Annotated in this window: 15 protein-coding genes and 1 pseudogene; 14 read left to right on the forward strand and 2 right to left on the reverse strand. The window is 62.6% G+C overall.

All coding sequences use genetic code 11. The features are described 5' to 3' along the window. From AC1D0Z_RS05630 to AC1D0Z_RS05660, 7 genes and pseudogenes are all read left to right on the forward strand, one after another. A pseudogene (locus AC1D0Z_RS05630) lies at positions 1 to 302 on the forward strand (branched-chain amino acid ABC transporter permease); the annotation flags it as partial. Further along, positions 299 to 1180 (forward strand): ABC transporter ATP-binding protein, encoded by an 882-nt coding sequence (locus AC1D0Z_RS05635; protein WP_477657258.1) that lies wholly within the window; start codon positions 299 to 301, stop codon positions 1178 to 1180. The pseudogene AC1D0Z_RS05630 and the gene AC1D0Z_RS05635, both read left to right, overlap by 4 nt. Further along, complete coding sequence (locus AC1D0Z_RS05640) at positions 1177 to 1974, forward strand: ABC transporter ATP-binding protein (RefSeq protein WP_477657259.1); 798 nt, start codon at positions 1177 to 1179, stop codon at positions 1972 to 1974. The genes AC1D0Z_RS05635 and AC1D0Z_RS05640 overlap by 4 nt, the downstream gene beginning before the upstream one ends. 202 nt (positions 1975 to 2176) lie before the next feature. Then, positions 2177 to 4030, forward strand: coding sequence for an AMP-dependent synthetase/ligase (locus tag AC1D0Z_RS05645; RefSeq protein WP_477657260.1), 1854 nt, complete (start codon positions 2177 to 2179; stop codon positions 4028 to 4030). A 110-nt stretch (positions 4031 to 4140) separates the two neighbouring features. Next, the gene (locus tag AC1D0Z_RS05650) at positions 4141 to 5316 is read left to right on the forward strand and encodes an ABC transporter substrate-binding protein (protein ID WP_477657261.1); all 1176 of its coding nucleotides are present in this window, start codon (positions 4141 to 4143) and stop codon (positions 5314 to 5316) included. Between the two features lie 163 nt (positions 5317 to 5479). Further along, on the forward strand, positions 5480 to 6100 hold the full coding sequence (locus tag AC1D0Z_RS05655; RefSeq protein WP_477657262.1) for a YdeI/OmpD-associated family protein: 621 nt from the start codon (positions 5480 to 5482) through the stop codon (positions 6098 to 6100). Positions 6101 to 6197: 97 nt separating this feature from the next. Continuing rightward, a complete protein-coding gene (locus AC1D0Z_RS05660; protein ID WP_477657263.1) occupies positions 6198 to 6746 on the forward strand; it encodes an MgtC/SapB family protein in 549 nt (182 codons plus the stop codon). A gap of 24 nt (positions 6747 to 6770) precedes the next feature. Here AC1D0Z_RS05660 and AC1D0Z_RS05665 read toward each other — a convergent pair whose 3' ends face one another. Continuing rightward, positions 6771 to 7214: a hemerythrin domain-containing protein gene (locus AC1D0Z_RS05665; RefSeq protein ID WP_477657264.1), complete on the reverse strand. Its 444-nt coding sequence runs from the start codon at positions 7212 to 7214 to the stop codon at positions 6771 to 6773. Between the two features lie 201 nt (positions 7215 to 7415). Between AC1D0Z_RS05665 and AC1D0Z_RS05670 the strand changes: the two genes are divergently transcribed. The 7 genes from AC1D0Z_RS05670 (at position 7416) to otsA (ending at position 15403) form a co-directional block, all read left to right on the forward strand. Further along, positions 7416 to 8372, forward strand: coding sequence for a complex I NDUFA9 subunit family protein (locus AC1D0Z_RS05670; RefSeq protein WP_477657265.1), 957 nt, complete (start codon positions 7416 to 7418; stop codon positions 8370 to 8372). 410 nt (positions 8373 to 8782) lie between these two features. After that, a complete protein-coding gene (locus AC1D0Z_RS05675; protein ID WP_477657266.1) occupies positions 8783 to 9466 on the forward strand; it encodes a glutathione S-transferase family protein in 684 nt (227 codons plus the stop codon). A 12-nt stretch (positions 9467 to 9478) separates the two neighbouring features. Then, positions 9479 to 9784 (forward strand): NIPSNAP family protein, encoded by a 306-nt coding sequence (locus AC1D0Z_RS05680; RefSeq protein WP_477657267.1) that lies wholly within the window; start codon positions 9479 to 9481, stop codon positions 9782 to 9784. Positions 9785 to 9843: 59 nt separating this feature from the next. Further along, complete coding sequence (locus tag AC1D0Z_RS05685) at positions 9844 to 11139, forward strand: multifunctional CCA addition/repair protein (protein WP_477657268.1); 1296 nt, start codon at positions 9844 to 9846, stop codon at positions 11137 to 11139. A gap of 55 nt (positions 11140 to 11194) precedes the next feature. Then, on the forward strand, positions 11195 to 12043 hold the full coding sequence (otsB, locus tag AC1D0Z_RS05690; protein ID WP_477657269.1) for a trehalose-phosphatase: 849 nt from the start codon (positions 11195 to 11197) through the stop codon (positions 12041 to 12043). After that, the gene (locus tag AC1D0Z_RS05695) at positions 12040 to 13899 is read left to right on the forward strand and encodes a glycoside hydrolase family 15 protein (RefSeq protein WP_477657270.1); all 1860 of its coding nucleotides are present in this window, start codon (positions 12040 to 12042) and stop codon (positions 13897 to 13899) included. The genes otsB and AC1D0Z_RS05695 overlap by 4 nt, the downstream gene beginning before the upstream one ends. Positions 13900 to 14020: 121 nt before the next feature. Continuing rightward, positions 14021 to 15403: an alpha,alpha-trehalose-phosphate synthase (UDP-forming) gene (gene otsA / locus AC1D0Z_RS05700; protein ID WP_477657271.1), complete on the forward strand. Its 1383-nt coding sequence runs from the start codon at positions 14021 to 14023 to the stop codon at positions 15401 to 15403. Between the two features lie 636 nt (positions 15404 to 16039). Here otsA and AC1D0Z_RS05705 read toward each other — a convergent pair. Further along, complete coding sequence (locus AC1D0Z_RS05705) at positions 16040 to 16531, reverse strand: thioesterase family protein (protein ID WP_477657272.1); 492 nt, start codon at positions 16529 to 16531, stop codon at positions 16040 to 16042. Positions 16532 to 16539: the final 8 nt, after the last annotated feature.

Raw genomic sequence — 16539 nt, forward strand, 5'->3', positions numbered from 1 at the left:
TGATGATCGTGATCGGCGGCGTGGGCTCGGTGCACGGCGCCTTCCTGGGTGCCATCTTTCTCATCTCCATGCCGCAGGTGATTGGTCTCACCAAAGACTATTTGCCCGCCACCATCGGCCAGGCGCCGGGCCTGCAGGCAGCGGTTTACGGCATTGTGCTGATCGCCTTTGTGCTGTTTGAGCCGATGGGGCTGTATGGCCGCTGGCTGAAGATTCGCACCTATTTGCAGCTCTTTCCTTTCTACAGAAAAGGGCTCTTTAAACGGCAGAAATCATTCCAGAAGTCGGATCGCCTGAAATGAGCGCGCCTCTCCTTTCCGCCAAAAACCTCAGCGTGCGCTTCGGCGGCGTGCTGGCGGTCAACAACGTGAGCTTTGATGTCAAGCAGGGTGAAGTCTTCACGCTCATCGGCCCCAATGGCGCCGGCAAGACCACGGTGTTCAACCTGATCAGCCGCATCTACACGCCCACCACGGGCGAGATTGAATACCGCGGTGAAAAGCTCACCCACCAGCCGCCGCACAAGATCGCCTCGCTGGGCATTGCGCGCACCTTCCAGAACATTGAACTGTTTGAACACGCCACGGTGCTGCACAACCTGCTGATTGGCCGGCACACGCACCGGCAAACCGGCTTGCTGCATGACCTGTTTTTCACCGCCAGGGCGCGCGAGGCCGAATTGCTGGCCCGCGAAAAAGCCGAGCAGGTGATTGACTTCCTCGACCTGCAACATCACCGCGACTCCATGGTGGCAGGGCTGCCCTACGGCGTGCGCAAGGTGGTCGAACTGGCGCGGGCACTGTGCACCGAGCCGCAACTGCTGTTGCTCGACGAGCCATCTTCCGGCCTCAACGTCGAAGAAACCGGCGACATGGCCTTCTGGATCCAGGACATCCAGCACGAGCTCGGCATCACGGTACTGATGGTCGAGCACGACATGTCCCTGGTCTCTCGCGTGTCCGACCGCGTGCTGGCCATGAACCAGGGCGAGGTGCTGGCTGTGGGCACGCCGCGCGAAGTGCAGAACGATCCGGGTGTGATTGAGGCCTACCTTGGTTCGGTGGATGAGGTCACATCACTACGGAGAATGAGCGCCGACGGGCCGCCCCTAGGCGCGAACGCCCCCTCGGGGGGCAGCGCAGTACACGAAGTGACAAGCGTGGGGGTCGATTCAGCATGAGTGCAGTGCCGCCCCCCGTCAGCGACCAGCCGGTATTGAAGCTCCTCAATGTCGAGAGTTCCTACGGCCCGATCAAGGCGATCCGTGGCGTGAGCCTGCAGGTGCGGCGCAGCGAAATTGCCACCGTGCTGGGCTCCAACGGCGCGGGCAAGTCCACCATCCTCAAAACCATCTCGGGCATCCTCGATCCGCGCAAGGGTTCCATCGAATTCAAGGGCGAGGACATCACAGCGCAGGACCCGGCTCATATCGTGCAGCAAGGCTTGTCGCACGTGCCCGAGGGGCGCGAGGTATTCCCTTTGCTCAGCGTACGCGACAACCTGCTGATGGGCGCCTACACCCGCAAGGACCGCGACGGCGTGGCGCTCGACATGGAGTCGGTCTACCGCTACTTCCCCATCCTGAAGGAACGCGCCCTGCAGGACGCCGGACTGCTGTCGGGCGGGCAGCAGCAGATGCTGGCGATCTCGCGCGCGCTCATGGCCTCGCCCGACCTCATCCTGCTGGACGAACCGAGCCTGGGCCTGTCGCCCAAACTCACCAAGGAAATTTTCGAGATCGTGGTGCGCATCAACCGCGAGCGCGGCACCACCATCCTGCTGGTCGAGCAGAACGCCAACATGGCGCTCAATGCGTCGGACTACGGCTATGTGCTGGAAAACGGCCGCATCGTCATGGAAGACACCTGCGCCCGCCTGCGCGAGAAGGAAGACATCAAGGAGTTCTACCTCGGCATGAAAGAAGACGGCGTACGCGGTGAGCGCAGGTGGAAGAAGAAAAAGACCTGGAGATGAAAAAGACGCCCCCTGAATCGGCCTCCGGCCTCCTCCCCCCACTGGGGGGCGATGCTGGCGGGCCGGCAAAGCCGTATCGTTGGACGCCCCCTGTGTGGCCTTCGGCCACTCCCCCCACTGGGGGGCGATGCTTGCGGCCTGGCGGAGCCAGTTCCGCTGCATCCTTGTCTTGGCTCGGTGGGGTCGTGCATTGGAGTTTCGAATGAGCAACCTTTGGGAGCTGAGCCACATACAGCCCGAGCATTCCATCGTCATGCCGGGCGAAACCATTCCCGCTGTGTTCTGGAATGCGGTGGAGCGGCGCAGCCACAAGACCTGGATGCGGCAGAAAAAGCTCGGCATCTGGCGCAGCTGGTCGTGGACGCAAACCGGCGACGCAGTACGCGAAATCGCCGCCGGCCTCATGAGCCTGGGCTTTGCGCGCGGCGAATGCGCCTCCATCCTCTCCAACACCGTCATCGAATGGGTGCTGGCTGACCTGGCCGTGCTGAGTAGCGGCGGCGTCTGCAGCGGCATCTACCCCACCGACGCCGCATCGCAGGTGCATTACCTTTGCGAAGATTCGCGCACCACCATATTGTTCGTCGAGGACGACGAGCAGCTCGACAAGGCGCTGGAGATGCGGCCGCAACTGCCGCTGCTGCGCAAGATCGTCGTGTTTGACACCGAAGGCCTGCGCGACCTGGATGACCCGGGTGTGATCGGCCTGGCCGAACTTCGCGCGCTGGGCCGCAGCCACCTGGCCGACCATCCCGATGCCGTGAAAGACAGCGCCGCCGCCTGCAAGCCCGAAGACCTGGCGATCCTCGTCTACACCTCGGGCACCACCGGCAAACCCAAGGGCGCGATGCACAGCCATCGCGGCCTGGTTTTTACCGCGCGCGGCTACAACACGCTTGTGGCGCAAAGCGAGGACGACGAGCGCATGTGCTTTTTGCCCCTGTGCCACATCGCCGAGCGCATGGGCGGCGAATACTTTGCGATGTATGCGGGTGCCAAACTCAACTTTGTCGAGAACCCGGAGACCATTCCCGAGAACGTGCGCGAGATCGCGCCCACGGTGTTCACCGCCGTGCCGCGCGTGTGGGAAAAGTTTTATTCTGGTGTGATGATCGCGCTGAAGGAAGCCAGCTGGCTGCAGCAGGCCGCTTATGGCTGGAGCATCGGCGTGGGCATGCACATTGCCGACACGGTGCTGGCGGGCAGGCCGGTCAGCGCAGCGCTCAAGGCGAAATTTGCACTGGCACGCTGGCTGGCGCTGAACAACACCCGCAAACTGATCGGCATTCACAAGGCGCGGTTCTGCGTCACCGGCGCAGCGCCCATTTCGCCCGACCTGGTCAAGTGGTACATGGCGTTGGGTGTCCCCATGCTGGAGGTCTGGGGCATGACGGAAACCTGCGGCGCCGCCAGCGGCGTGCCGGCCAGCCGCATGAAGCCCGGCTCCATTGGCCCGGCCGCGGGTTACAACGAGATGCGGCTGGACCCGGCGTCCGGCGAGATTCTGGTGCGCGGTACCAACGTGTTCATGGGCTACCTGAATCAGCCCGAAAAAACCGCCGAAGCGCTGGATGCCGACGGCTGGCTGCACACCGGTGACGTGGGCGTGATGGACGAGGAAGGCTTTTTCCGCATCACCGACCGCATGAAGGACATCATCATCACCGCCGGCGGCAAGAACGTGACGCCCAGCGAGCTGGAGAACGAGCTCAAGTTCTCGCCCTACGTCACCGACGCCGTGGTCATCGGCGACAAGCGCGCCTACCTCACGGTCATCATCATGATCGACCAGGAAAACGTCGAGAAATTCGCCCAGGATGCGGACATACCCTTCAGTAATTACGCCAGCTTGACGCGGGCAACTGAAGTGCAAGAATTGATCCAGTCGGAAATCGACCGGGTCAACAAGAAGTTTGCGCGGGTCGAGCAGATCAAGAAATTCTTCCTGCTCGACACGCAGCTCACGGCAGAAGACGAAGAGCTCACGCCGACCATGAAGCTCAAGCGCAAGCTCGTTGAGAAGAAATATGCGACACAGATCGAAGCAATGTACTGATCGTGCGCACCAGGTGAGACATAACAAAAACAACAGGCGCTAAACAAGTGCCAGACAAGCGTCAGAAAAAAAGCCGGACAAGAGCAAGAACCCTTACAGGAGACAACACCATGAAATTGAAGTCAAACGCCGTCCTCTGCGCGCTGGCCTGCGCAGCCGCCCTGCCCCTCGCCCAAGCCCAGGCGCAAAGCCAGGGCGTCAGCAAAACCGAGATCACGCTGGGTTCCATCCAGGACTTGTCGGGACCGCTCGCGGGCTTCGGCAAACAGATCCGCAACGGCATGACGCTGCGGGTGGACGAACTTAACGAACAAGGCGGCATCAACGGCCGCAAGGTCAAGCTGATCGTCGAGGACTCGGGCTACGACCCGAAGAAGGCGGTGCTGGCGGCGCAAAAGCTGGTGAACCAGGACAAGATTTTCGCTATGGTCGGCCACCTGGGCACGGCGCAAAACCTGGCCGCCATGCCGGTGCAGTTCGAAAAAAACGTCATCAACTTCTTCCCGGTGACGGCCGCACGCGAAATGTACGAGCCCTTCCACAAGCTCAAGTACTCGTTTGCCGCCACCTACTACGACCAGATGAAGTCGGCCGTGCCCAAGCTGGTGAAGGAAAAGAACGCCAAAAAGGTCTGCTCGATGTACCAGGACGATGAGTTCGGCCTCGAAGTGCAGCGCGGCGCCGATGATGGCCTGAAGACCCTCGGCATGACCATGGTCGAGAAAACTTCCTTCAAGCGCGGCGCCACCGATTTCTCGTCGCAGATCGCCAAGCTCAAGGCTTCTGAATGCGACCTGGTGGTGCTGGGCACCATCATCCGCGAAACCATTGGCGGCATCGGCACCGCGCGCAAGCTGGGCTACAACCCGGTTTTCCTGGGTTCCAGCGCCGCGTACACCGACCTGATCCACAAGCTGGGCGGCAAGGCCATGGACGGTCTCTACGCCACCATGACCGTGCRAAACCCCTACCTGGACGAGGCTTCGCAACCCATCCGCTTCTGGGCCAACAAGTACAAGACCGCATTCAATGAAGACCCGACGGTGTTCTCGGTATACGGCTACACGGTAATCGACAGTTTCCTGCGCGCCTCACAGAAAGCCGGCGCCAACCTCTCGACTGACAGCTTCATCAAGGCCATGGACACCATGGTGTACCCGCCCGACATCTTCGGCAGCGCCGAAGGCAAGTTCGGCCCGCAAAAGCGGCTGGGGAACAACCAGTCGCGCATGTCAGTGCTGCAGGATGCGCGCTGGAAAGTGGTGTCGGACTACATCACGCAGTAAAGCCAGCCGCGGCACCTGAAAACCACCTTCGGGTGGTTTTTTTATGAAAAATGGCTGGAAGCCTTTAAAGACGCGCGCGAGCAGCTCCTGTATTGATAGCACCAACCTCAGCCAACGGCTCCCAGGATTTGCCGTGAACTCCGCGTTTCACGCAAAATGTGTCATGCCCTCCTCCACTAAAGCCGCCTCCAGAACATCCGCCAGGACCCCCGCAGCCCCATTGGCCACCCTGCGCTGCAAAGACACTCAAGCCTTCAGGAAGTGGCTGGCCAAACACCACGCCAGCAGCGCCGGCGTCTGGCTGCAGATCGCGAAGAAGGATTCCGGCCTGGCCTCCATCACCCACGCCGAAGCGCTGGAGGCCGCACTTTGCCAGGGCTGGATAGACGGCCAGCGAAACGCCATGGACGCGCAGTTTTTCCTGCAGAAGTTCACCCCGCGCCGCACGCGCAGCACCTGGTCCAAAGTCAATTGCGCCAAGGCCCTGGCGCTGATCGAGTCCGGCGACATGCAACCCGCGGGCCTGGCCGAAGTCGAACGCGCCAAAGCCGATGGCCGCTGGGATGCGGCCTACGACGCACAGAGCAAGATGGCCGTCCCGGACGACCTGGCGGCGCTGCTCAAAAAAAGCGCCAAAGCCAAGGCCTTCTTCGAGGCGCTGGACTCGCGCAACCGCTTTGCGATTTTGTTCAGGCTGCAAACCGCCAAGAAGGCCGAGACACGCGAGCGCCGGCTGGTGAAATTTTTCGACATGCTCAAGCGCGGCGAGAAAATCTATCCCTGAGAACAGGCAGGGCTTTCAGGTGACGCCGCAGGGCAGGCACGGTACATTCAATCGGTCGAGCCCCATCCCTCAACCGAACACATGAAAAGGAGTCCGCATGGCGCCCACCTGGTGGCAGCAAGTCGGTGAAACCATCGCCTCGGAGTTTTCGGATCTGCCTGACGCCGAGCAAGCCACCCGCGTGATGATTCGCCTGACGCTGGCAGCTTTGCTGGGGGGCCTGCTGGGCATAGAGCGCGAGCAAAAAGGCAAGGCGGCCGGCGTGCGTACACACATGCTGGTGGCCATGGGCTCGGCGATGTTCGTGCTGGTCTCGCAGCAGGCCGGCATGATCACGGCCGACCTGAGCCGCGTCATTCAGGGGGTCACCGCCGGCATTGGTTTCCTCGGTGCGGGAACGATCATCAAGGGCCACTTCAAGGGCCTCAGCGACGAGGAGCAGGTCAAAGGCCTGACCACCGCAGCCGGCATCTGGCTGACCGCGGCCATCGGCATGGCCGCCGGCATGGGACGTGAAGCTACCGCGGTGCTCAGCACGCTGCTGGCGCTCGGCATTCTGTCGCTGGTACCGCGCCTTGTACGTTTTCTGGAAAAACCCGAGCCCCTGCTCAAACCTGACGGCGACAGGCACACAGACGGTTCATGAGCCCGGCCAGGAGCGCCGCAGCGGTCAGTCCTTCGTGCGCTGCGAGACGAACTCGCCCTCGTAGTCTTTGGCCAGCGACAGCTTCTCCGCTTCCGTCAGCACCTTGCCCGCCAGCTGGAACACGCCCTGCTCTTCATCTTCAAGATGGTGATAAATCTTGTGGTGCAGCGCTTTGGCCGCGGCCAGCCAGCCGGGTGAGCTGAAGTCGGTTTCTTCCAGTGTTTCAACCAGCTTGTCCATCTGGTGGTGCTCGGCGATACCGTGGCGTGAGGGTTCCTGCGTCATATCATGTGCGATCAGCGGCACATAAAAAAACCGTTCTTCGGCGGCGGCGTGCGCCGCCAGCTCGCGCTTGAGCTCCTTGAACAGTGTGTCCCGTTCTTTGCTGTCGCCTTGTGTCTTGATGAGATGGTCGGCCAGCGTGCGCTGGGTTTCGTGGCTTGTTCTAAGTGCTTCAAAAATATTCATCTGACTATTGTGCAAACGGCGCCCCTTGCGCCGTGTAGGCCAAAGGCGAAACCCGGGGAACGGAAAGCGCGCCAGCTTGCTATCTAATTTATAGCTGCAAGCCAAAGAACCACAAGGGCTGGATGCATAAATAACCCGCAACACGCGGCGCAGGCCGCAAATAAGCACAAAAGCGGCCGAAGCGCGCTAAATTAGCGGTCTATGAACAAAATCCTTCTCCTGGGCGGCACCGGCTTTGTCGGCCGCCATGTCTGCGAAAAACTGGCCCGGCTGCAATGCCGCGTCACCGTGGTTACCCGTCGCAGCGTTAACGCCCGGCACCTGCAAATGCTGCCGCTGGTCGATGTGATCGAAGCGGACATCCACGACAGCGCCGCGCTGGCGCCGCTGCTGGCGGGGCATGAAGCGGTGGTCAACCTGGTGGCTATCCTGCAAGGCAATGAGGCCAGATTTGAAAAAGCCCATGTGCAATTGCCGCTGGAACTGGCCCGCGCCTGCGAGGCCAGCGGCCTCAGGCGCATTGTTCACATCAGCGCGCTGGGCGCCTCGCCCGGCTCGGCATCGATGTACCAGCGCAGCAAGGCGCGCGGCGAAGCCGCCCTGCTCAGCACCGGCCTGGACGTGACCGTGTTGCGGCCCAGCGTGATCTTCGGCGCCGAAGACAGGTTTCTCAACACATTTGCGCGGCTTCAGCAGGTCTTTCCGATGGTTCCGCTGGCGGCTGCTGATGCACGCTTTCAACCTGTGTGGGTCGAGGACGTGGCCGACGCCGTCATCCATTGCCTGCAGGACGCCGACACCGCGGGCCAGATTTACGAAGTCTGCGGCCCTGACGTGTTCACCCTGCGCCAGCTGGTCACACTGGCCGGCCGCTATGCCGGCATCAACGGCGGCAAGGGCCGGCCGGTGATCGCCTTGCCGGCCGCACTGGCGCGCCTGCAGGCCGGCCTCATGGAACTCGCGCCCGGCGAGCCCCTGCTCAGCCGCGACAACCTCAACGCCATGGCCACCGACAACGTCGCCAGCGGCAAGCTGCCCGGGCTGCAGGCGCTGGGCATTCACCCGGCGGCGCTGGATGCGATCGCGCCTTCTTACCTGGGCGCGCAGGGTTTGCGCAGTGGCCTGACAGCCAAGCGCAAAACAGCCGGCCGTTTTTAGGCCCCCACGCTCCCCCACTTCGTGTGGGTCGCTGCCCCCCGAGGGGGCGCTGCGCCTGCGGCCCGGCAAAGCCGAAAACAGGCACACCCCTATCGGGCTCACTGCGTGTAGCCCTTTTCCCCTTGCAGGGGACTGTGCCTGTGGCCCGGCAAAGCCGGTTCCACGGCTCACGCTGGCTTGAAGAGTTCAATGGGCGTGATGAGTGCTAGGCTATTTCGCCAGCGGGGGCCGCGGGTCCGGCTTTGCCGGCCCCAGGCGCCGCCCCCTTGAGGGGGAACAGGCTACACGCAGTGGGCCTGGACGGGGGTGGGCATTAATTCAGGAGATTTTTTGCATCAATCGCGATTTCGCACGGCGGTAGCATCGCAAGTCGCTTCACTTTGACCTGCATACCAACACACGGGGATCCCATGCTCAAGCTCTACATCGGCAATAAAAACTACTCTTCCTGGTCCATGCGCCCCTGGGTGCTGCTCACGCAAGCGGGCATCCCTTTTGAAGAGATCAAGCTGCGCTTTGACTCATTCGATGCCAACTCGAGCTTTAAAGAAAAAATCGGCAGCGTGAACCCGACGGGCCGCGTGCCGGCGCTGGACGATGGCGGTTTTGTGGTGTGGGACACGCTGGCGATTGCCGAATACCTCGCCGAGCGCTTTCCCGACAAAAAGCTCTGGCCGCAAGACGTGAAGGCACGGGCACGCGCGCGCAGTGTTTGCGCAGAGATGCACAGCGGCTTTGGCGCGCTGCGCTCGGCCTGCCCCATGAACATCGAGGCTGACCTGTCGGACGTGGGCCAGCTGATCTGGCGTGACAAACCGGCCGTGCGCGCCGACGTGCAGCGCATCGTCGACATGTGGACCGGATTGCTCGCGCAGCACAAAGGACCCATGCTTTTTGGGGAGTTCAGCATTGCTGATGCATTTTTTGCGCCGGTTTGCATGCGCCTGAGCCGCTACGGTTTGCCGGTGCCTGCCGAAATCAACGCCTACATCCAGCGCGTGAGCGCCCTGCCCGGCGTCAAGGCCTGGATCGACGACGCGCTGGCTGAAAACGACTTTCGCGAGTTCGAAGAACCCTACCGCATCAAACGCTAAGCAGGAAACGCCATGGTCACCATCTACCTGCGCTACGTGCTCAACACGGCCAAGCTCAAGGAATTCGAGCACTACGGCAAGCTGTGGATTCCGCTGGTCGAGAAATTTGGCGGCACGCACCACGGCTACTTCATGCCGAGCGAGGGCGCCAACAACATTGCCCTGGCATTGTTCACATTTGACAGCCTGGCGGCGTATGAAATTTACCGCCAGCGCTCGTTTGCCGACCAGGAATGCCTGGCCGCCTTCAAGTACGCCGAAACAACCGGTTGCATCATCAGCTACGAACGCAGCTTCTTCCGGCCGGTTTTCTCCTGAACTGAAATCCGGCGCCAACCGGGCTTTTGAGGACCGGCGCGAACCGCTAAACTGACTTGATGGAAATATTCATGGTTGGTGGCGCGGTGCGCGATGCCTTGCTGGGCCTGCCCGTGCAGGACCACGACTGGGTCGTGGTGGGCGCCACCCCTGAAACGCTGGTGGCACAAGGCTACCTGCCGGTCGGCAAGGATTTCCCGGTGTTCCTGCACCCCGACACGCGCGAAGAATACGCCCTGGCCCGAACCGAGCGCAAGACCGCGCCGGGCTACCGCGGCTTTGTGGTGCATGCCGAACCCGATGTGACGCTGGAGCAGGATCTGGCGCGGCGTGATCTCACTATCAATTCAATAGCTGCTCCCGCCCGTCCAGGAACAGCTTCCACGAAGTTTGAACCTGATTTTTCGGCGTTGATCGATCCGTTCGGCGGGCAGCGGGACCTTCGGGACAAGGTACTGCGCCACGTGACGGACGCCTTCCGCGAAGACCCCGTCCGCATTCTCCGCCTGGCCCGCTTTGCCGCACGTTTTCCGGATTTCTCCGTGGCGCCCGAAACCATGGCGCTGATGCGGGACATGGTGGCCGAAGGCGAAGCCGATGCACTGGTGCCCGAACGTGTATGGCAGGAGCTTGCACGCGGGCTGATGGAGGACAGGCCATCACGCATGTTCGAAGTGTTGCGGGAAAGCGGTGCGCTGGAAAAATTGCTGCCCGAGGTTGCGCGCCTCTGGGGCGTACCCCAGCCCGCCAGCCACCACCCCGAAGTCGACACCGGTGTGCACCTGATGATGGTGCTGGACATGGCGGCGCAGCTGGAGGCGAACCTCGCGGCGCGCTTTGCCTGCCTTTGCCACGACCTCGGCAAGGGCACGACGCCTCCCGACGTTCTGCCGCGGCATATCGGCCACGAAGAGCGCAGCGCCCAACTGCTGAAAGACGTTTGCGAACGCTTGCGCGTGCCGGTGGACTGCCGCGAGACTGCCGATGTGGTTGCGCGCGAGCACGGCAACGTGCACCGCAGCGAAAGCCTGGGCGCCGCGGCCCTGGTGCGGTTGCTGGAGCGCTGCGATGCCTTTCGCAAGCCCCAGCGCTTTGCCGACGTCCTGCTGGCCTGCGAATGTGACGCCCGCGGCCGCCTCGGACTGCAGGACTCACCCTATCCGCAGCGCGCCCGCCTGCTCGGCGTCCTGGCCACGGCCCAGGCGGTGCAAACGCAGCCGCTGGCGCTGGCGGCGCAATCGGCAGGACGCGGCGGCAAGCAGATTGGCGAGGACATCCACAGAGCGCGCGTCAAGGCGGTACAGGACAGCCTGCCCGGCGCCGCGACAGGCCTGCATCTGCCCGCCAGAAAGTGAAAAAGCGAAACCGGCCTACAGCGGCCTGAGAAGGGCGCTGCTAAGGTAAACGGTGATGCATTTATCACCTTCTTCTTCCTCATTGCAGCCCTCGCCCCCTCCGCACTTACCGCTTCCCGGGCAGCTGCCGGCGCTGGACACTCAGACCGCACTCTTTCTGGACTTTGACGGCACGCTCGCCGACCTCGCCTCGGAACCTGAAGCCGTCGAAGTGGCATCGGGCGTGATCCCGGCCCTGGTCCGGCTATCGGAACAACTGAACGGCGCACTCGCGATCGTGTCGGGACGCAGGCTGGCCGACCTCGACAGCTTCCTGGCGCCGCTGCGGCTACCCGCCGCGGCCGAGCACGGCGCCCAGCGCCGCCAGGCCGATGGCCGCGTCCTCAGCCTGGCAACGCCGGACGTTCAGGACGTGGCTCGCCGGGCGGCCGAGCTGGCGGCCCACCACGACGGCCTGCGTGTCGAAATCAAGTCGGCTGCGGTCGCCCTGCACTACCGTCATGCACCGGCGCTTGAATCACTGTGCCTTCAGGTCATGCAGCAAGCCGCCGACAGCACGCCGTGCGTGGAACTGCTGCGCGGCAAATTCGTGTTTGAAGTCAAGCCGGCCAGCGTCAGCAAGGGCACGGCCATCCGTGCCTTCATGACCGAGCCGCCCTTTGCCGGGCGGCGCCCCGTTTTCGCGGGCGACGATACCACCGACGAGGACGGATTTTCCGCGGTGCAGCTGCTGGGCGGCGAAGGCATCAAGGTGGGCGATGGCGCGACGCAGGCAAGGCACCGCTGCGCCTCTCCGGCCGCGCTGCGGCAATGGCTGCATACCGCCCTGGGCGGCCCGACGGAAGACACAGCCGGCACAAATGCCTCTCGGCTGCAGGCCACCACGCAAGAAAGCCGCCTATGAGGGTCGCGAACGATTCACTCAACTTCGCGCCTCCGGCCGAACCATCCCTTGCCATGGGTGTGATCGGCAACTGTGCATTAAGCGCGCTAATTGACATCCGGGGCCGCATTGTGTGGTGCTGCCTGCCGCGCTTTGATGGCGATCCGGTATTCAATGCCCTGCTGGAGCCGCAGCCCGGCCAGACCGATGCGACAGTTCCCGGCGCCCAGGAGTCGCAGTCCAGCGCCTTCGCCATCGAGATCGAAGACTTCGCCGAGGCAAAGCAATGGTACGAACCCAATACGGCCGTGCTGCGCACCCAGCTGTTTGACAAGCACGGCCAGGGCATAGAGATCACCGATTTCGCGCCGAGATTTTTCAGCCGTTCGCGATTTTTCAAGCCCATGACCCTTGTGCGCCGCGTCAGGCCCATCAACGGCGCGCCGCGCATCCGCGTCTTGCTGGACATTCGCTTCGACTGGGGCCGGCGCAAGCCCCTGATCACCCAGGGCAGCAACCACCTGCGTTACGTGGGCGACGAACTGACGCTGCGCCTGAATACCGATGTGTCGATCTCGTACCTGCTGTCCAGGCAACCTTTTGTACTGACGCGTGAGCACAACTTTTTACTCGGCGCCGACGAATCGCTCGCCGAAGGCATTGCCGACACGGCGCGGCTGTTCGAGCAGGAAACCATCTCCTACTGGAAGAAATGGAGCCAGCGCCTGCATGTCCCGCTCGAGTGGCAGGAGGCAGTGATACGTGCAGCGATCACGCTCAAGCTCTCCCTCTTTGAAGACACCGGCGCCATCGTCGCCGCCATGACCACCAGCATCCCTGAGGCACCCGGCAGCCAGCGCAACTGGGACTATCGTTACTGCTGGCTGCGCGATGCCTTTTTTGTGGTGCGCGCGCTCAACAGCCTGTCGGAAGTCGGAACCATGGAGGACTACCTGCGCTGGCTCAGCAATGTGGTGGTGCAGTCCAAGGGCGGGCATATCCAGCCGCTCTACGGTATAGGCCTGGAGCGAGAGTTGCCCGAATCCATCATGGTGCACCTGGGCGGCTACCGCGGCATGGGCCCGGTGCGCGTGGGCAACCAGGCGCAGGAGCATTTCCAGCACGACGTCTACGGCAATGTGCTGCTGGGCGCAGCCCAGGCCTTTCACGACCACCGCCTGCTGCACCGCGCGGGCATTGCCGAGTTCAAGCGGCTCGAGGACGTCGGCGAACAGGCCGTGCGCAACTATGACCAGCCGGACGCCGGCATGTGGGAGCTGCGCACGCGCGCGCGCATCCACACCTCCTCGGCCCTGATGTGCTGGGCCGCCGCCGACCGGCTGGCCAAGATCGCGCTGGTGCTGGAGCTGCCCGACAGGGCGGAATATTGGCGCAGCCACGCTGCCGTCATGCAGGAGCGCATCCTGCGGGAAGCGTGGAGCGAAGAACGCCAGGCGTTCGCGGAAAGCTTCGGTGGCCGCGACCTTGACGCCAGCGTGCTGCTGATGATCGAGGTGGGTTTCATTGACCCCAGGGATCCCCGCTTCATCGCCACGGTGGATGCGCTGGAAACCCATCTGTGCGACGGCCCCTACATGCGCCGCTATGAGGCACCGGACGATTTCGGCAAGCCCGAGACTGCTTTCAACATCTGCACCTTCTGGCGCATCGACGCGCTGGCGCGCATAGGCCGCAAGGAGCAGGCCCGCGACATCTTCAAGACCATGCTGGCGGCCCGCAACCATGTGGGCCTGCTGTCGGAGGACACACATCCCGTGACCGGCGAGATGTGGGGAAATTATCCGCAGACGTATTCAATGGTAGGGATCATCAATGCGGCTGTCCGCCTCTCAGCGCCTTGGGAGAGCCAGGTATGAGGGTGGCTCTCCCCCGTCGGTGGCTCACTGCGTGTAGCCCCTTCCCCCCTTCAAGGGGGCGGCGCCTGTGGCCCGGCGAAGCCGGTTCCACGGCCCCTGCTGGTGAAGAGGGCTGTTTGTCATGAGCCGGCTTGTGGTTGTTTCAAATCGCGTGGCGGATCCGCGCAAGGCGGCGGCCGGTGGGCTTGCTGTGGCACTCGGGGACGCGCTGAACGCTACCGGTGGGCTGTGGTTCGGCTGGAGCGGCACGGTGGTTGAGGGCGGTGCCGCCGGCGAAGGCGAGCTGCATGTGCAGCAGGCGGGCAACGTCAAGCTGGCCACAGTGGACCTGTCGACCGAAGACCATGCGGGCTATTACCTGGGCTACAGCAATGGCGTGCTGTGGCCGGTATTTCATTACCGGCTGGACCTGGCCCGTTTTGACGCAGGCTTCATCGAGGCCTACCGCCGCGTCAACCGGCTGTTTGCCCACAAGCTCATGGGCCTGCTGCGGCCCGACGACATCATCTGGATTCACGACTACCACCTGATACCGATGGCCGCCGAGCTGCGCGCCATGGGCTGCAACAACCGCATCGGCTTTTTCCTGCATATTCCGCTGCCGCCGCAACAGGTTCTGGCGGCCATTCCCCAGCACGAATGGCTGATGCGTGCGCTGTTCGCTTATGACCTGGTTGGCTTCCAGACCGAAAACGACCTGCTGCATTTCTCGCGCTATGTGCAGGCTGAAGCCGGGGCCGTGGCGCTGGGCAACAACCGCTTTCGCGCCTTTCACCGCACCGTGCGCGCAGGCGCCTTTCCCATCGGCCTTGACGTGGACGAGTTTGCCGCGCTCACGCACGCAACGGAAGCGCGTGACATGTACCAGCGCATGAAAGAAGAATATTCCCGTCGCAAACTGCTGCTGGGCGTGGAACGGCTGGATTATTCCAAGGGCCTGCCGCAGCGGCTTCGCACCTTTGAAACCCTGCTGAAAAAGTACCCCGAGAACATCCGCAGCGCCACCTTGATCCAGATTGCCTCGCCCAGCCGTGAAGACATGGGCACCTACACCGACCTGCTGCAGCAACTTGAAAGCCTGTGCGGCGCCATCAACGGCAATTTCGGCGAGCTTGACTGGATGCCTGTTCGCTACATGCACCGCAACGTGGCGCGCAAACGCTTGCCCGGGCTCTACCGCGTGGCGCGGGTGGCACTGGTCACGCCGCTGCGCGACGGCATGAACCTGGTGGCCAAGGAATTCATCGCGGCGCAAGACCCGGCTGACCCCGGCGTGCTGGTGCTGTCGCGCTTTGCCGGAGCGGCAGAGCAGCTCGAAGACGCGCTGCTGGTCAATCCTTACGACACCGACGGCACCGCCGACACCGTACAGCGGGCACTGCAAATGCCTCTGGAGGAGCGCCAGGCCAGGCACCAGAAGCTGCTCAAGAAAATCCGGGAATACGATGTGCATTGGTGGCGCAGGGAGTTTCTTAATGCTTTGGGTTATGAGGGGCCGGCTTAGTCTTAGTTGATGCCGGTCTTGCTCCGGCGTTAGCGTGCTCTTCTGAGGGTTGCTGGCCGGGGGTTGCCCGGCATGCAACTCACTTTTCTTTGCTTCGCCAAAGAAAAGTAAGCAAAAGAAAGGCGACCCTGGTTCCTGCGTCCCTTCGCTGCGCTACGGGCAACCTGCGGTGCTCGGTCCAGCCGGGGTCAAAAACAACTCGCTTCGCTCAAACAAGTTTTTGCCCTGATCCGTCTGGACCTSCGCTCCTCGGCGCATCCACAAGGGGTGGGGAAAAGAAATACCAACAACCGAAGACAAGAACCCGAAYACCTGAAGAAACAAGTACTCGCCATGGCGAGTACTTGTTGGTATTGATTCCCGMTCCCGATTGCCCCTTGTGGAWGCGCCGAGGAGCGCAGGTTCAGGCGGATCAGGGATCGCGATTGTCTGAGCCGAAGGCGAGTTCGAGCGAGACCCCGCCTGAGCCGAGCACCGCAGGTTGCCCCGGAGCGCAGCGTAGGGGWCGCAGGAACCAGGGTCGCCTTTTCTTTGGTGACTTTCTTTTGGCGAAGCAAAAGAAAGTTACTTGCCGCCGGGCAACCCCCGGCCAACCGCCCTCAGCAAAAAGCGCATTTGCCAGACCAAGCCCCAGCCCTAAGAAACGATATAAGCCCCAGCCCCAGTAGAAAACAGTTTCCCGTCAGCCCCCAAAAATTCCATCCGCGTACTCGCCACCCGAGACCCCAACCGCATCACCTCAGCCCGCAACTCAAAAAACTCGCTGATCCCAGGCCGCAAATAATCCACCCGCAGATCGATGGTGCCCAGTTTGGCAAAACGGTGCAGGCGCTGCGTCGGCGATTCGTCCATGTGGCGCGCGCCTATGGCCGCCATGACAGCCAGCCCGCCCATGGCGTCCAGCCCCGCGCTGATCACGCCCCCATGGATACGGTTGTGGGCGTAGTGGCCGATGAGCTCGTTGCGCATGTCGATGCGGGCGGTGACCCGCTCCGCCGTCACCGAGGTGATCTTCAGACCCAGCAGTTTGTTGAAAACGATTTTTTCCTCGAACAGCTCTTTGAGGCTGGCGACAAATTCCGGCTCGAATTCAATCGCGCTGGTGGGGGTGGGCTGAGCTTTGGTCATGGCCTCAA

The organism is Polaromonas sp. P1_E3 (genome assembly GCF_056405935.1).

Coding starts and splice junctions, on each gene's coding strand:
- AC1D0Z_RS05635 (WP_477657258.1), top strand. CDS start 299: ATGAGCGCGCCTCTCCTTTCCGCCAAAAACCTCAGCGTGCGCTTCGGC.
- AC1D0Z_RS05640 (WP_477657259.1), top strand. CDS start 1,177: ATGAGTGCAGTGCCGCCCCCCGTCAGCGACCAGCCGGTATTGAAGCTC.
- AC1D0Z_RS05645 (WP_477657260.1), top strand. CDS start 2,177: ATGAGCAACCTTTGGGAGCTGAGCCACATACAGCCCGAGCATTCCATC.
- AC1D0Z_RS05655 (WP_477657262.1), top strand. CDS start 5,480: ATGCCCTCCTCCACTAAAGCCGCCTCCAGAACATCCGCCAGGACCCCC.
- AC1D0Z_RS05660 (WP_477657263.1), top strand. CDS start 6,198: ATGGCGCCCACCTGGTGGCAGCAAGTCGGTGAAACCATCGCCTCGGAG.
- AC1D0Z_RS05665 (WP_477657264.1), bottom strand. CDS start 7,214: ATGAATATTTTTGAAGCACTTAGAACAAGCCACGAAACCCAGCGCACG.
- AC1D0Z_RS05670 (WP_477657265.1), top strand. CDS start 7,416: ATGAACAAAATCCTTCTCCTGGGCGGCACCGGCTTTGTCGGCCGCCAT.
- AC1D0Z_RS05675 (WP_477657266.1), top strand. CDS start 8,783: ATGCTCAAGCTCTACATCGGCAATAAAAACTACTCTTCCTGGTCCATG.
- AC1D0Z_RS05680 (WP_477657267.1), top strand. CDS start 9,479: ATGGTCACCATCTACCTGCGCTACGTGCTCAACACGGCCAAGCTCAAG.
- AC1D0Z_RS05685 (WP_477657268.1), top strand. CDS start 9,844: ATGGAAATATTCATGGTTGGTGGCGCGGTGCGCGATGCCTTGCTGGGC.
- otsB (WP_477657269.1), top strand. CDS start 11,195: ATGCATTTATCACCTTCTTCTTCCTCATTGCAGCCCTCGCCCCCTCCG.
- AC1D0Z_RS05695 (WP_477657270.1), top strand. CDS start 12,040: ATGAGGGTCGCGAACGATTCACTCAACTTCGCGCCTCCGGCCGAACCA.
- otsA (WP_477657271.1), top strand. CDS start 14,021: ATGAGCCGGCTTGTGGTTGTTTCAAATCGCGTGGCGGATCCGCGCAAG.
- AC1D0Z_RS05705 (WP_477657272.1), bottom strand. CDS start 16,531: ATGACCAAAGCTCAGCCCACCCCCACCAGCGCGATTGAATTCGAGCCG.